Genomic DNA, 14853 nt, shown 5'->3' with positions numbered 1-14853 from the left:
CCCCTTGGTCAGTCCCGCCCGTGGATGCACATGACGCCATGCCGGGGGCGGGTTCTGCAAGAATATTTATTTCTCACGGAATAAAAATCAAGAATAAATTATTGACCCCTGCATTTGCCTCGTGTTACACAACCGTGACCAGTCGGCTAGGGGATGTTCGACGTGGATGCCAGCGGTTGCCAGCACACCATTGCAGTACGCGGCAGGCGCCGGCAGCGCCGGTTGGCCGCGTGGCTGTGCCTGGGCGGGTGGCCGATGGTACTCCTGGCGCCGGGGCTGGCCATGGCCGGCGATCCGCTGGCTGCCATCGTCGCCGACATCGACCGCGGGCGCTTCCACCAGGCCGAGCAGGCGATCGAACGGGCACTGGGTGGCCGCAACGCCGCCGACGCCCGCGCGCTGCAGTTCCAGCGCGAGCGCATGCGGCGCATCCGCCTGGATTTCGGCCTGGACGGCGCTGCGGTACGCCAGCGCATCCGCGCGCAGGTGCCGGACCTGCGCGAAGACGAGTTCCTGCGCTGGGACGCCGCCGGGCTGATCGAGCGGCTCGACATCGATGGCGAGCCGCGCTACTTCAACCGGTCGGTGTCCAACCTGTTCCGGCTCAGCCCGGAAGCGGCCGCCCGCCGCGCATCGCCGGTGCGCCCCTTCGTCCAAGGGCCCTACGAAACGCTGCATCGCCATCATCGCGATGTCGTGCAGGTGTCCAGGGCGACGGGAACCACCAGCGTGCTGCCTCGTCGCGTCCGCATCACCCACCGCATCACCGTCAAGCCCGACGCCGTGCCTGCCGGCGAGACGGTGCGTGCGTGGATTCCGTATCCGCGCGCCATCGCCGGCCAGCAGGAAGCCATCGCCCTGGTCGACAGCCAGCCGGCCAGGCCGCAGGTCGCGCCAGAGCGTGCGCTGCAGCGCACGGCCTACCTGGAGCGCCCCGCGGTCGCGGGCCAGCCGACAAGCTTTTCGCTGACCTACGAAGTCACCGTGCATGCGCGCCGGGTGGCGATAGACCCGGATGCCGTGGTGCCGCCCACCCTGACGCCGGAGCTGGAACCCTTCGTGGCCGAACGCGCGCCGCACGTGGTCTTCAGCGACGACCTGCGCCGCTTCAGCGCCGAGGTCGTCGGCGACGAAACCCATCCCTACCGCATTGCGCAGAAGCTGTTCGCGGCGGTGGACCGCATCCCGTGGGCGGGTGCCCGCGAATACTCCACGATCACCAACATCAGCGACTACGCCTTCCGCGCCGGACACGCCGACTGCGGGCAGCAGACGCTGCTGCTGATCACGCTGCTGCGGATGAACGGGATTCCCGCGCGCTGGCAGTCGGGCTGGGCGTATTCCGAGGACGTGGAAGGCCACGACACCATGCACGACTGGGGCGCGCTGTACCTGGCGCCGTACGGCTGGGTGCCGATGGACGTGACCAGCGGCCAGCTGGCGTCGGACGATCCGGCGCTGCGCTGGTTCTATCTCGGCGGGCTGGACGCTTACCGCGTCGCCTTCAACGACGACTATTCGCGCGACTTCATCCCCGCCAAGCAGCACGAGCGCTCCGAGACGGTGGACCTGCAGCGCGGCGAAGTGGAGTGGAGGGGCGGGAACCTCTACTTCGACCAATGGGATTACCAGTTCGAATGGACCGTGCTGCCCCGGGACGGGCGCGGCTGACCGCAACACCACCACCACCACACGATTCAACACCATCTTTAGCAGGAGAGAGCGGGGATGAAAGGCAAGGTTCTGAAGAAGGCGGCACTGGGCCTGGCGTTGGGCGCCTGCCTGGCGTCGATGGCGCCGGCGATGGCGCAGAGCGCGACCGGTGCGGTCGCCGGCCGCGCCAGCGCGGGCGACCAGATCATGATCACCAACACCGCCACCGGCGCGACGCGCTCGGTGACGGTGGGCGGCGACGGCGGCTACCGCCTGAGCCAGCTGCCGGTGGGCGACTACCAGCTGCAGGTCAAGCGCAATGGCGAGGACGTGGGCCAGGCCGTGGCCGTCAACGTCGCCCTGGGCGGCACCACCACCGTCAACCTGGGCAGCGACGGCGGCGTGGTGAACCTCAACGCCGTGCAGGTGGTGGGCTCGCGCGTGGTCAACCGGGTGGACGTGCGTTCGACGGAGTCGGCGACGAACATCAACCGGCAGGAACTCGCGAGATTGCCGGTCGATCAGAGCCTTAGCTCTGTCGCGCTGTTGGCGCCGGGCGTGATCAATTCCGGCGCCACATTCGGTGGTCTTTCATTCGGCGGGTCATCCGTCGCGGAGAATGCTGTCTACATCAATGGCCTCAACGTCACCGATCCGTACCGCCGGCAAGGGTTCTCGTCGGTCCCGTTCGGCTTCTACGAGGAATTCCAGGTCAAGACCGGTGGCTACTCGGCCGAGTTCGGACGAAGCACCGGCGGCGTCATCAACGCGGTAACGCGCTCGGGCAGCAACGAGTTCCGCGCCGGCGCAGAAGTAACCCTGGAGCCGTCCGCTTGGGAGGCCTCGAAAGAAGACCACTACCATCGCGACGGCACCCTCGACGAACGCAATCGAACCAGTCGCGATACGAGCTCATTCTACAAGGCGAACGTCTGGGCCTCGGGCGCGATCGTCCAGGACAAGCTGTTCTTCTTCGCGATGTACGAGAAGCGCGACAGCAGTCCGCAGGATTTCGATACCAATGATGCGTTCATCACCAAGGGCGACAACGATTTCTGGGGCACCAAGCTCGATTGGCGCATCAATGACGACCATTTGCTGGAGCTGCTGGCCTTCTCCGACAAAAGCGAATCGACGACCGACATCTACAAGTACACATGGGCCACGGGCTCCAAGGACAGGCTGAAGGGCGACAGCGTGTCAGGCTCCGGCGGCGACAACTGGTCGCTCACCTATACGGGCCATTTCACGGACAACTTCACCGCCAAGGCGATGTACGGCGTGAACAAGCGCAGCTCCTCCAACAGCAGCAATCAGGATTCGGATTGCAGCATCGTGACGCGGTCCGGCAGTTACACCACCCGGTTCGGGCCAGAAGGTATCCCTGAAGGCTGTCATCCCACCGATACCGGCATCGGCGACCGCGACGACAAGCGCGAGGCGGCACGCCTGGATTTCGAGTGGACACTGGGCGATCACTTGCTGCGTTTCGGCCTTGACCAAGAGGTCATGGACTCGAACAGTGCGGTGCGTTACCCCAACGATGGCATCAGTTACCAGGTACAGGCCGCCAACGCAGGCAGTTCCCTCAACGGTACGGTAATTCCGGCGGGCACCACCGCCATTGTCGATGCGCGCCGCTACATCACAGGAACGCCCGTCACCACCGAAGCGCAAGCGATCTACATCGAAGACAACTGGAGCGTCACGCCCAATCTGTTGCTGAACCTCGGGTTGCGTGCGGACAAGTTCCACAACAAGTACGCTTCCGGCGTAACCTTCGCCAAGGCCGACTTCTCCGACATGATCGCGCCGCGCGTCGGCTTCAGCTGGGACATGAAGGGTGATGGCTCGACCAAGTTCTTCGGCAATGCGGGCCGCTACTACCTGCCGTTGACCAACAAGCTGGCCGACTACTTCGCGGGCAGCACCGACGAACACACCTACTACGTGCTCGATGGTTGGACCCAGATGGAGCACCCGGTGGCAGGAACCTACCTCTTGCCCATCCTCGGCCAGCAGATCGGTCCGGTGAATACGTCGAACAACGTGCCGGCTCCGGAGGACTTCCGCACCGCAGTTGCGAAAGATCTAAAGATGGTCTTCCAGGACGAGTTCATCCTGGGCTTCCAGCAGGCGATCAACCAGGCATGGTCGTACGGCGTCAATGCCACCTACCGCCGCATGACGCGTGCGGTCGAGGATGCGCGTATCAACCATGTGGAGGGCTGTCCCTGGTACTCGGGCGACTGGCCGATCATCAACCCGGGTGAGACGACAACCTTGTGGTGCCCCACCACCAGCGACTGGGTCACGTTCGACTCTTCGCAGGACGGCTACATCGCATCGGGCAGTGGCGCGATCATGGGCTACAAGAAGCCCAAGCGTACCTACAAGGCGGTGGAGTTCCAGCTTGACCGTGCGTGGGACGACAAGTGGGCGTTCAACGCCAGCTACCTCTGGTCCAAGTCAGAGGGCAATATGGAAGGCCCGGTGAATTCGGATACGGGTTACGCCGACACGAACTTGGTTCAGTACTACGATCATCCCGCCGTCAACGAGCGCTACGGCGTGCTCTTCAACGATTCCCGACACCAGATCAAGCTGCGGGGCAGCTACAAGCTCAACGAGCAATGGTCGTTCGGCAGCACGTTCTCCGCGCGCTCGGGCGGACCCATCACCGCATACGGCGTGGTCTGGCCGAACGATAACCGTTCGGCGGGCGGACCTGGCGAGTTCAGCGGTGGTGGCTCGGGATGGTTGTGCGTGGCCAACTGCTCCGACTGGGCCACACGCGAGTTGGTGTACTCCGAGCGCGGTGCTTTTGGCCGCATGCCCTGGGTCTACGATCTGGGCGCGAATGTCACCTGGACCCTGCCGGTGGACGGTATCGACCTCAAGGCCCGCCTCTCCGTGTACAACCTGCTGAATCGGCAGACGGTGATCAACGTGCACTCCCGCTATGAAAGCACGCCGGGAACACAAATGCCCCATTTCGGGCAGGGCACGGTGTGGCAATCCCCCCGCTACACCCAGCTCGTGGTGACGTGGAACTTCTGATCGCGCAGCGCATGCGGTCGAAGCTGTGTCTCTCCCGTGGCCTGCCGTTCGCGGCAGGCCTTTCTTTTGTTGCGGCACGCGCACGCAGGGATGCGGGCGCCGTGCTATTCCTGTAGCCCTGCCTTTGCGGAGGAACCCGTCATGACCCTGTCCGTCCCGCCCGCGCGGCGCATCCTGGCCGTCGCCGCCATGACCGTACTGCTGGCCGCCTGCGCGCACAGCGGTCCGCGCAACCCGCTGGCCACCTGGGTGCCGTCGAAGAACTTCGATGAACGCCGGCCCGTGGTCATCGTGCTGCACTACACCGAGCAGGAGTCCGTCGAGCAGTCGCTGGACACGCTGCGCAGCCGCAACAGCGGAGGACGTGTCAGTTCGCACTACCTGCTCGGCAAGGACGGAAAGATCTACCAGCTGGTCAGCGACGCAAAGCGTGCCTGGCATGCGGGCTCAGGACGCTGGGGCGCGATCACCGACGTCAACAACGCCTCCATCGGCATCGAGATCGACAACGACGGCAAAAGTCCGTTCCCCGATGCGCAGATCGACAGCCTGATCGTGCTGCTGCGCGACCTGACCACGCGTCTGCGCATTCCGCCCACGCAGATCATCGGCCATTCGGACCTGGCGCCGACGCGCAAGATCGATCCGGGTCCGCTGTTCCCGTGGAAACGCCTGCACGACGCGGGCTTCGGCCTGTGGCCGGCCGATGCCACGCAGGATCCGCCGGCCGGATTCGATCCCTGGCTCGCATTGCAGGCCATCGGCTATGCCGTCGACGACCGCGCCGATACCGTGCGCGCGTTCCACCACCGTTTTCGCGGCATGGAAGGCACCGAACTGGACGCGCAGGACCTGCGCATCCTGCATGCGCTCACGCGTGCTGCCGACATGCCGGCGCCGGCCCCGGCATCGCCCTGACAGGAATATTCCAGTCCGTTTTTTTGTGAGGCGAGAATAATTTATTGACTCAATGTGAGGGGCGTGCTACACCGCTGGGAAAGGGGTTTTCCGCCGGCCGCTGCACGGGCCGGCGGTGAGGTAAGCCGGCGGGGGTGCCGGTGCAACAACCGAAACATCAGGCAATGCCTGCAATGCGCGTCCGGAACGGGATGCGCCGGATGGCACGGATGGGGATCCATACGTTCCTGGGATGCATCGGTGCGGTGTCCATGTCCTGCCAGGACCCACCGTCCACGCCATCCCCGGGGCGACGTGCTCCGCGCAATGCAGCGCATCGTATCGACCACGTAATGCAGCGTCCTTTCAGCCCGGAGATCCCGCATGCCCACTCGCTCCCTTCCGCTCAAGCCAAGCCATCTCGCCGCCGCCATCATGCTGGGGCTCGCCATTCCCGGCATCGGGCTTGCGCAGGACGCGGCGTCCGCTCCCGAAGGCACGGCGCGCACCCTGGACACGGTCACGGTCACCGGCTCGCGCATCAAGCGCACCGAGATCGAGACCCAGTTGCCGATCACGGTGCTGCAGAAGGAGCGCATCGACGCCCTGGGCATCTCGTCGGCAGAGCAGCTGCTGATGTTCCTGAACATCGCGGGCAATTCGTCCGACAACCTGGCCAGCAACGCCGGCATCGTCAGCGACGAACAACGCGGCAACAACGGCGTGTCCGGCGCCAACCTGCGCGGCCAGGGGGCCGACGCCACGCTGGTGCTGTTGAATGGGCGCCGGGTCGCGACCCATGGCCTGAAGGGCCGTGCGGTGGACCTGAATTCGATTCCCTTCGCGGCGATCGAGCGGGTGGAGGTGCTGCGTGACGGTGCTTCGGCGGTCTACGGTACCGACGCCATCGGCGGCGTGATCAACTTCATCACCAAGTCCGACTACACGGGCCTGGAGGCCTCGGCGTTCGTGGACGCCACCGAGGAGGGGGCGGCAACATCTACCGGACCAACCTGCTGGCCGGCTGGGGCGACCTGGACCAGGACCGCTGGAACGTCTTCGGTTCGCTGACCTTCAAGAAGAACGACATCCTGCGCGGCAGCGACCGCGATTTCTCCAACGCCTTCCAGCCCGACCGGGGCCTGTCGCCGGACACGCGCGGCACGCCGTTCGCCACGATCTTCGGCCTGTCGGGCGGGATGATCGGGACCGGTCTGCAGGATCCCCAGGGCACGGCGCGGCAGAGCGCCATCAACATCCTGAACCTGCCGGGCGGCGGTGGCTGCGAATCCGGCGGCGACGCCATGGGGGCTTACGACTACCGGCTGTGGAACGTGCCCGGGTCCAAGTACGCGTGCGCCTGGGACTACCCCGCCGCCGCGGTCATCCAGCAGCCGCAGGAGAGCGTGGATTTCATCGGCCGCGCGACGTTCAAGATCAACGACGACCACCAGGCCTACGTCGAGTTCATGGGCTCGCAGGTCGATGTCACCAAGATCTTCGAACCCAACCAGATCTCGTCCAGCACCAGCGCCACGGCCGCGTTCAACCCCAACACCTGGTTCCCGCTGAATGCGACCACCCAGGACACGTACGACATGCTGTACGGCGCCCTGGTCGACTACTTCGGGCCGGGGGGCATCACCTACGGCAACCGCATCGCCTACCGCTGGCGCTGCATCGAGTGCGGCTACCGCCAGATCGACACGACCACCAAGGCCTATCGCCTGCTGGCCGCCTTCGAAGGCAAGTTCATCGGCAGCTGGGACTACAACGTCGGCCTGTCGCGCGCCTCCAGCGAGTCGTGGTCCGAGCTGGGCGGTGGCTATTTCTACACGGCCAACCTGCAGCAGCTGCTCGGCGACGGCATCCTGAACCCGTTCCTGCTGCCCGGCCAGAGCCAGTCGGCCGAAGCGATGGCGGGCCTGGCGGCGGCGTCCGCGCGCGGCGTGCGGCTGTACGGCGGCGAGTCGATCGTCACCACCCTGGATGCATCGTTCTCCGGAAGCCTGGGCTTCTCGCTGCCGGGCGGCGACGTGCTGGCCGCGACCGGCTTCGACCTGCGCCGGGAGGAGTTCAAGTTCGACGGCAACACCACGTCCGAGGCGTCGCTGATCTTCAACGCGCCGTTCGACAACGTGAACATCCTCGATGACGTCAGCCGCGACATCAAGGCGGTGTTCGCGGAAGTCTACCTGCCCATCACCGCCAACTTCGACATGACGCTGGCAGCGCGCTACGACGAGTACGACGGCTTCGGCAGCACCACCAACCCGAAGGTGTCCTTCAAGTACCAGCCCATCGAAGGCGTCGCGTTCCGGGGCGCCTACAGCACGGGCTTCAAGGTGCCTTCGTTCAACCAGCTGTTCAATGGCGTCACCGCAAGCCCCTACACCGGCCTGGACCTCGCGGATCCCGCGACCTGCCCCGGCGGCGTGGCCGATGCGAGCATCCCGGGGTGCGAGTCCATCAGGCCCGACATCCTGACCGGCGGCAAGGAGGATCTGGAGCCGGAAGAATCCACCCAGAAGAGTTTCGGTGTGGTCCTGGCTCCCGTGGACTGGATGAATGTCAGCGTCGACTGGTGGGAGATCGAACGCGAAAACACCATCCGCGGAGCGGACCTGGATACGCTGATCGATTACTACGATCTGTTCTCCGCCAACTGGATCCGTGACGCCAGCGGCGAGGTGGTCGCCATCGACCGCCGTTACATCAACTCGGGCGGAAGCCTGATGCGGGGCATCGAGATCGACGGCAACGTCATGGGCGAACTGGCCGGTGGCAGCTGGCGCCTCAACCTCAACGGCAGCTACATCAACACCTTCAAGACCAAGGCGCTGGAATCGCTGCCGTACACCGAGAGCCTGGTGGGCGACTACGTCCGTTACTACAACCTGCCCATCAAGTGGAAGCACACGCTCAACTTCGTCTGGCAGAAGGGCGACTGGGCGCACACGTTCAGCCAGATCTACCGCGACGGCTACAACGACGAGCTCCCCATCAGCGTGCGCAACGGCAGCTACATCCCCGAGAACTGGAATCCGCGCGTCTCCCACTACACCACGTACAACTACAGCTTGGCGTACTCCGGGTTCGACAACATGAAGCTGACCCTGGGCGTGAAGAACCTCACCGACGAGGATCCGCCGTTCACCGCGCACATGAACGACTATGCCGCGGGCGCGGGCTGGGAGACGCGTATCGCCGATCCGCGCGGGCGTGCGTACAGCCTGCTGGTCGAATACAAGTTCCGCTGAGCAGCGGTACGCAGCCCCCAGGCGCGGCCGGTCCCCAGGGCCGGCCGCGCCGCATCGGTACCAACGCGACGCCGCGACGGTGGCGGAGGAAGCAAGCGTGCGAAAGACAATGGACATGCGGCGCCCCTCCCGGGGATGGCGGCGGGCATGCGCGATGCTGCTGGCCCTGTCGGCACTGGGTGGCGGCCAGGCGCTGGCCGGCGACGACGGTCTGCGTACGGCCCGCGACCGCATGGTCGAGGAGGTCTTCGCGCACTACCGCCTGCCCGGGCTGGCCGTAGGCGTGGTCCGCGACGGCGAGATCGTCTACACGCGCACCCTGGGCGAACTCGAAGCCGGCGGCGGAGAGCCGATCGACAACGCCACGCTGTTCAAGATCGCCTCCAACAGCAAGGCGATGACGGCCGGCGTGCTGGCGCGCCTGGTCGATGCCGGCAGGCTGAAGTGGGACGACCCGGTGACCCGGCACCTGCCGCAGTTCCGCATGCACGACCCCTGGGTCACGCAGCAGATGCAGGTGCGCGACCTGCTGATCCACAACAGCGGCCTGGGACTGGGCGCTGGCGACCTGATGCTGTGGCCGGAGCCCAACCGGTTCACCCGCGCCGACATCATCGCCGGCCTGCAGCACCTGAAGCCCACGCACAGCTTCCGTGCCGCCTACGCGTACGACAACCTGCTGTACGTCGTGGCCGGCGAAGTGGCCGCGGCGGCGGGTGGGGCGCCGTACGAAGCGCTGGTCAAGCGCGAACTGTTCCAGCCGCTCGGGCTGTCGCGTTGCCAGGTCGGCGAATGGAACCGCGCCGAGGTCGGCAACGTCGCGCAGCCGCACATGCGCACGCCGCAGGGCAACCGGGTCATCCGCGAGGACGGGGCCACCGTGCCCAACGTCACCTCCATGGCCGCCGGCGGCATCCGTTGCAGTCTGGGCGACATGCTGGCGTGGGTGCGCATGTGGCTGTCGCCGGAGGCGCAGCCGGCCTGGTTGTCGCCCGCGCAGCGCAAGGCGGTGTGGACGGCCCACATGCCGATGCCGGTGAGCGCGCGCATGCGCGCCTGGGACAACAGCCACTTCTCCGCCTATGGCTACGGATGGCGGCTGTCCGACGTGGATGGCGCCTGGAAGGTGGCCCACACCGGGACGCTGGCGGGCATGTATTCCTCGGTGATCCTGCTGCCCGACCAGCGCACCGGCATCGTCATCCTGATCAACGGCGAAGGCGAGGCCGCGCGTACGGTGCTGGGCCAGGTCCTGACCAAGCAGATCACCCGGCCGGGCGAGGCGCACAGCGTGGCGCACTACGCCAGGTTGCTCGACCTGGAGCGCGCGGACGAACGCGCCGCCAAACCGAAGCCCGACACCCGTCGTCGCGTCCCCGCGACCGCCGCGGCGCTGGCCGCCTGGACGGGCCGCTATCGGGATCCGTGGTTCGGCGATGCCACGCTCTGCGCGCAGGGCGATCGCGTGCGTTTCGCATCGGCGCGCTCGCCGATGCTCACCGGCACCGTGATGCAGGCGGACACGCGCTGGCTGGTCGACTGGGACGACGACAGCGTCGATGCCGAGCCCTGGCTGCATTTCGCGGCCGATGCCGGGTCGACCACGCTGGCGCTTTCGCACGTCGATCCCGAAGCGGACTTCAGCTACGACTACCAGGACCTCGCCTTCACCCGCGTGGCGGCGTGCGATGACGTGCCCGCGACGAAGGTCGAGATCTCCCCGGCCACCGATGCGGCCACCGCGGGCCTGGTGGAGGCCGCATCGCTGGCGCCGGGCGTGCAGCTGGACATGCGCTATGCCGGCACCGCCAACTTCACCGGCGCGCGCGTGCCCGGCTACGAAGCCAATACCTGCCTGCTGCTGGCGCCCGTGGCGCGGGCGCTGGCCCAGGTGCAGGCCGACGTGCAGCGCGAGGGCCTGTCGCTGAAGCTGTTCGACTGCTACCGGCCGGTGCGGTCGGTGAAGCACTTCGTGGCCTGGGCCCGCGATGCAGGCGACCAGCGGACCAAGGCGGCGTACTACCCGAACCTGGACAAGGCGCGGCTACTGGACGGCTACATCGCCGAGACCTCCGGACACAGCCGCGGGGCCACGCTGGACCTCACCCTGACGCGGTGTGGGCAAGGCCGCTGTGTCGACCTGGACATGGGCACGCCGTTCGACTTCTTCGATCCCCGCGCCAACACCGCGCATGCCGACCTGTCGCCTGAGCAGAAGGCCAACCGCGAGCGCCTGCTCGATGCGATGGCGCGGCACGGGTTCCATAATTACCCGATGGAATGGTGGCACTTCACCTTCCGGCCCGAGCCCTCCCCACAGACCGCGTACGACGTTCCGATCCAATGACTTCCTCCCCCTCCTCCCGCCCGCCGCAGACCACCGATGTCGCGGTGATCGGCAGCGGCATCGTCGGCCTGTCCACGGCCCACCACCTGCTGGACCGCGGCCTGTCCTGCACGCTGATCGATCCCAAAGGCCCGGCGGGCGAGACCTCGTTCGGCAATGCCGGTTCGATTTCGGTCGGCAACGTCATGCCGCAGTCGACGCCGGGCATCGTGGTGAAGGCGCTGCGCATGCTCGCCAACCCGCTGGCGCCGCTGAAGCTGGACTGGGGCGTCAGCCCTTCGTACGCCCGCTGGCTGCTGCAGTTCCTGGTGCAGGGACGTTCTCAGCACGTGCTGCCGATCATCGACGCGCTGAGCGCGATCAACCGCGCTTCGCGCGAGGCGTGGCTGGCCCTGGGCGAGCGCATCCAGGCGCAGGACCTGATCGCGCACACCGGTTACCTGCACGTCTACAGCGAGCAGCAGACGTTCGCCAAGGGCGAGTGGGAGCGCGACCTGATGCGCAGGCACGGCGTCGCCTTCGACGTGCTGGATGCCGCGCAGCTGCGCGAGCTGGAGCCGGGGATCGGCGCCGGTTTCCAGCGCGCGGTGTTCCAGCGCGAATCGCTGGCCATGCGCGACCCGGGCGATTTCTGCCGGCGCCTGTTCAATCATCTGAGCGCGCGCGGCGCCGTGCCGCTGACCGCGAGCGTATCGTCGATCACGCGCCGCGATGGCGGCTACCAGGTCGATACCGACCATGGTCCGGTGCATGCGGGCCGGGTCGTGGTGGCGGCGGGTGCGTGGAGCAACGCGCTGCTGCGGCCGTTCGGGCTGAAGATCCCGGTGATTCCCGCGCGCGGTTATCACCTGATGTATCCGCAGGCGCAGGCCGTGGTGGGGCGGCCCACGCTGTGGGCCGAGCGCTACATGGTGGTTTCGCCCATGCAGGCGGGCATCCGCATGACCAGCATCAAGGAACTGACCGCGCTCGACCGCGATCCCCACTATCACCTGATCCGCAGGCTCGACCCCGAGGCGCGCAAGCTGTTCCCGGGCATCACCGGCCAGCCGGTCTCGGAATGGGCGGGCAATCGGCCGTGCACGCCGGATTCGCTGCCGATCATCGACCGGGTGCCGGGCGAAGAGATCTTCCTCGCCACCGGGCATGGCCACCTGGGGCTGACGCAGGGGCCGGTGACCGGGCGCCTGCTCGATCAGTTGATGGCGGGTGAGGCGACGGAGATACCGCTGGCGCCGTATGGCTTGGCGCGGTTCGCGTAAGTCTTGCCTGTTCTTGTGGGAGCGACGCAAGTCGTGATCGGGGACGGCGGCGGCAAGGCGCCCTGATCACGACGGGCGTCCTTCTCGATGCGCACGCCATGCACGCATTCGGCGCCGCACCCGGATCTGCATGCGCTGCGGCTTGTGTTCGCGACTTGCGTCGCTTCCACACAGGCACCCGTGCTAGGCGCCGCCCACGAAGCCCGCCTGGCGCCAGGCCTCGAATACCATCACCGCCACGGTGTTGGAGAGGTTGAGGCTGCGGTTGTCCGGCCGCATCGGCAGGCGCAGGCGCTGGTCCGGCGGTAGGGCGTCCAGGACGCCCTGCGGCAGGCCGCGCGTTTCGGGCCCGAACAGGAAGGCATCGCCGGGACGGTACTCGGGCTGGTCGTAGCGCACGGTGCCGCGCGTGCTGAGCGCGAACAGGCGCGCGGGACGGATGCGCTGCAGGGCCGCATCGAGCGATGCGTGGACCTGCAGCGTGGCGTACTCGTGGTAGTCCAGACCGGCGCGCTTGAGCTGCTTGTCTTCCAATGCGAACCCGAGGGGTTCGATCAGGTGCAGCCGCGCGCCGGTATTCGCACAGAGGCGGATGGCGTTGCCGGTATTCGGGGGAATTTCCGGCTGGTACAGCAGGACGTCGAGGTCCAGGGCGTCGGTCATGGCGCGCATTCTACGCGGCGCTGCATGGCCTCGCGGGCGGTGGTGCGGTGGAGCTCCGGCCGCAGCCGGCTTGCGTGTTACGCGGTGGGAACGTGTTGCCTGCGTATCAACGCGAAGCCAACTGGCCGGCCAGCACACCTGCCTGCACGGCGACCTGCTGCATGTCTTCCGCCGACGGACGCACGGTGACCACCGGCATGTCGACCACGCGGACCGCCTGCTGGGCGACGAAGTAGGCCAGGTCCTCGGCGGACGGCGTCACGTTGACGGCGGCCAGATCGACGATCTTGGTGTCCTTGTAGGTGTTGTAGTGGGCCAGGTCGGCGGCATCCGGGGTCACGGTGACGGTCGGCAGGTCCACGATCCGCTCCGCGGCAGCGGGGGTCGCGCGGCCCGTGTCGGCCTGGGTGGCGGAGACGACCATGGCGCCGGCGCACAGGGCGAAGACGACGGCGGCGGTCAGCGGGAGGAGGTTCTTGGCGTTCATTGTCATGCCTCTGTAGTGATGTTGTGGGGTGGTGTGGTAGTAAGGTAGTACACCTAGACAGAACGGTCAAGCGAAACCTGTTGTTTCGGCGAGTTGATTCAGGCTTCAGTCAGGTTTGGTTCGGAACGGCGGTGATCTTGTTATAGGTTTCGCAGGAACCGTGCCAAATGCAAGTTATTGATCCAATTGAATTTAAATGTGCTGCTTCGCTGTCCGGTGTCCGAGTTGCGTGTCCGTCCAGGTGTCCGTCCTGCCTGAGCAAGACGCCGGGAGGTGCGTGCTGTGACTGCGAACACGCCACTTCGGTCGGGGGCCGGTCAGCGGGGGGTGTGCTGGTTGTGATGCCGTTTAGATAGGAACCGTTGCAGTTCCCCGGCGTCGCCGAAGGCGGCGTTCAGGTTCACCAGGGCAAAGGCTGGCCCTGCCAGTCCAGGAAGCGCCCGCTGTCTTCCGGCGTGAGCCGCTCGATCACATGCAGCAGGCCCTCGGCAGCGTCCTCCACCGACAGCGCGGCGTTCTGCCCGCCCATGTCGGTGCGTACCCAGCCCGGATGCAACGCCACCACGGCGACGTGCCGGGTGGCGAGGGCCTGTGCCAGCAGCGAAGTGACCATGTTCTGCGCGGCCTTGCCGATGGCGTAGCTGGGCGTACGGAATTCCTGGCGCAGACCGATCGAGCCGACCTCGGACGAGATGTTGGCGACCACGCCGCCTTCGGCCAGCCGGGGCGCCAGCGCCTGGGTCAGCAGGAATGGGCCGGCCGCATTGGTGTGGAAGCTGGCATCCAGGTCGGCGGGCGCGACCTGGCCGAAACGTTCGCCACCGCGCAGCACGCCGGCATTGTTGATCAGCAGGTGCAGGGGCTCTTCGTCGGTCACCAGTGGCAGTTCGCGCACCAGCTCGGCCCGGCTGCGGGGATCGGTCACATCCAGTGGCAGCACGTGCAGCCGGCCGGGATGTTCGCCGGCCAGGGTATTCAGGGCGGTGGCCTTGCCCGGCTGCCGGCAGGTGGCGACGACATGGCAATGCCGGCCCAGCAGCTGGCGGACCAGTTCCAGGCCCAACCCGCGGTTGGCGCCGGTGACCAGGCAGTGCTTGCGGTCCATGCAACCTCCGTGGAAGGCGCGAATGGCAGGGCCGACGGATGCATGGGCCATCCGTCATGGCTTGTGGCCTAGTGTAATGAGCCGGGGCCGCGGTTAGCATCGGGCGCTCTGTCCTGCCG

At 66.7% G+C, this 14853-nt stretch carries 10 protein-coding genes and 1 pseudogene; 8 read left to right on the top strand and 3 right to left on the bottom strand.

What is annotated here, in order from left to right:
• Window positions 1-282 precede the first annotated feature (282 nt).
• The 8 genes and pseudogenes from MUU77_RS18345 (at window position 283) to MUU77_RS18310 (ending at window position 12479) form a co-directional block, all read left to right on the top strand.
• Window positions 283-1671 (top strand): transglutaminase domain-containing protein, encoded by a 1389-nt coding sequence (locus MUU77_RS18345; RefSeq protein ID WP_245094682.1) that lies wholly within the window; start codon window positions 283-285, stop codon window positions 1669-1671.
• Between the two features lie 57 nt (window positions 1672-1728).
• On the top strand, window positions 1729-4713 hold the full coding sequence (locus MUU77_RS18340) for a TonB-dependent receptor (RefSeq protein WP_245089980.1): 2985 nt from the start codon (window positions 1729-1731) through the stop codon (window positions 4711-4713).
• A 141-nt stretch (window positions 4714-4854) separates the two neighbouring features.
• Window positions 4855-5631, top strand: coding sequence for an N-acetylmuramoyl-L-alanine amidase (locus tag MUU77_RS18335; RefSeq protein WP_245089978.1), 777 nt, complete (start codon window positions 4855-4857; stop codon window positions 5629-5631).
• Between the two features lie 363 nt (window positions 5632-5994).
• The gene (locus tag MUU77_RS18330) at window positions 5995-6681 is read left to right on the top strand and encodes a TonB-dependent receptor plug domain-containing protein (RefSeq protein ID WP_245089976.1); all 687 of its coding nucleotides are present in this window, start codon (window positions 5995-5997) and stop codon (window positions 6679-6681) included.
• A gap of 128 nt (window positions 6682-6809) precedes the next feature.
• The gene (locus MUU77_RS18325; RefSeq protein ID WP_245089974.1) at window positions 6810-8870 is read left to right on the top strand and encodes a TonB-dependent receptor; all 2061 of its coding nucleotides are present in this window, start codon (window positions 6810-6812) and stop codon (window positions 8868-8870) included.
• Window positions 8785-10041, top strand: a pseudogene (locus MUU77_RS18320) (serine hydrolase domain-containing protein); the annotation flags it as partial. The gene MUU77_RS18325 and the pseudogene MUU77_RS18320, both read left to right, overlap by 86 nt.
• Window positions 10024-11217 carry a M15 family metallopeptidase gene (locus tag MUU77_RS18315; protein ID WP_245094680.1) on the top strand — a complete coding sequence of 398 codons (1194 nt, stop codon included), beginning with the start codon at window positions 10024-10026 and terminating at the stop codon, window positions 11215-11217. The pseudogene MUU77_RS18320 and the gene MUU77_RS18315, both read left to right, overlap by 18 nt.
• A complete protein-coding gene (locus MUU77_RS18310; protein ID WP_245089972.1) occupies window positions 11214-12479 on the top strand; it encodes an FAD-dependent oxidoreductase in 1266 nt (421 codons plus the stop codon). Before MUU77_RS18315 ends, MUU77_RS18310 begins: the two co-directional genes overlap by 4 nt.
• 183 nt (window positions 12480-12662) lie before the next feature.
• Here MUU77_RS18310 and trmL read toward each other — a convergent pair whose 3' ends face one another.
• The 3 genes from trmL to MUU77_RS18295 form a co-directional block, all read right to left on the bottom strand.
• Window positions 12663-13142: a tRNA (uridine(34)/cytosine(34)/5-carboxymethylaminomethyluridine(34)-2'-O)-methyltransferase TrmL gene (gene trmL, locus MUU77_RS18305; protein ID WP_245089970.1), complete on the bottom strand. Its 480-nt coding sequence runs from the start codon at window positions 13140-13142 to the stop codon at window positions 12663-12665.
• 106 nt (window positions 13143-13248) lie between these two features.
• On the bottom strand, window positions 13249-13629 hold the full coding sequence (locus tag MUU77_RS18300) for a hypothetical protein (protein WP_245089968.1): 381 nt from the start codon (window positions 13627-13629) through the stop codon (window positions 13249-13251).
• A 400-nt stretch (window positions 13630-14029) separates the two neighbouring features.
• Window positions 14030-14734 carry an SDR family oxidoreductase gene (locus tag MUU77_RS18295; protein ID WP_245089966.1) on the bottom strand — a complete coding sequence of 235 codons (705 nt, stop codon included), beginning with the start codon at window positions 14732-14734 and terminating at the stop codon, window positions 14030-14032.
• Window positions 14735-14853: the final 119 nt, after the last annotated feature.

It is taken from the genome of Pseudoxanthomonas sp. F37 (assembly GCF_022965755.1).
Lineage (GTDB): Bacteria > Pseudomonadota > Gammaproteobacteria > Xanthomonadales > Xanthomonadaceae > Pseudoxanthomonas_A.
Note: the sequence above shows the minus strand (reverse complement) of the source record. Positions and strands in the feature narration are given on the sequence as shown.

Excerpts from the sequence above, each read along its gene's own strand:
- MUU77_RS18345 (WP_245094682.1), top strand. The coding sequence starts at position 283 with ATGGCCGGCGATCCGCTGGCTGCCATCGTCGCCGACATCGACCGCGGG.
- MUU77_RS18340 (WP_245089980.1), top strand. The coding sequence starts at position 1,729 with ATGAAAGGCAAGGTTCTGAAGAAGGCGGCACTGGGCCTGGCGTTGGGC.
- MUU77_RS18335 (WP_245089978.1), top strand. The coding sequence starts at position 4,855 with ATGACCCTGTCCGTCCCGCCCGCGCGGCGCATCCTGGCCGTCGCCGCC.
- MUU77_RS18330 (WP_245089976.1), top strand. The coding sequence starts at position 5,995 with ATGCCCACTCGCTCCCTTCCGCTCAAGCCAAGCCATCTCGCCGCCGCC.
- MUU77_RS18325 (WP_245089974.1), top strand. The coding sequence starts at position 6,810 with ATGATCGGGACCGGTCTGCAGGATCCCCAGGGCACGGCGCGGCAGAGC.
- MUU77_RS18315 (WP_245094680.1), top strand. The coding sequence starts at position 10,024 with ATGTATTCCTCGGTGATCCTGCTGCCCGACCAGCGCACCGGCATCGTC.
- MUU77_RS18310 (WP_245089972.1), top strand. The coding sequence starts at position 11,214 with ATGACTTCCTCCCCCTCCTCCCGCCCGCCGCAGACCACCGATGTCGCG.
- trmL (WP_245089970.1), bottom strand. The coding sequence starts at position 13,142 with ATGACCGACGCCCTGGACCTCGACGTCCTGCTGTACCAGCCGGAAATT.
- MUU77_RS18300 (WP_245089968.1), bottom strand. The coding sequence starts at position 13,629 with ATGAACGCCAAGAACCTCCTCCCGCTGACCGCCGCCGTCGTCTTCGCC.
- MUU77_RS18295 (WP_245089966.1), bottom strand. The coding sequence starts at position 14,734 with ATGGACCGCAAGCACTGCCTGGTCACCGGCGCCAACCGCGGGTTGGGC.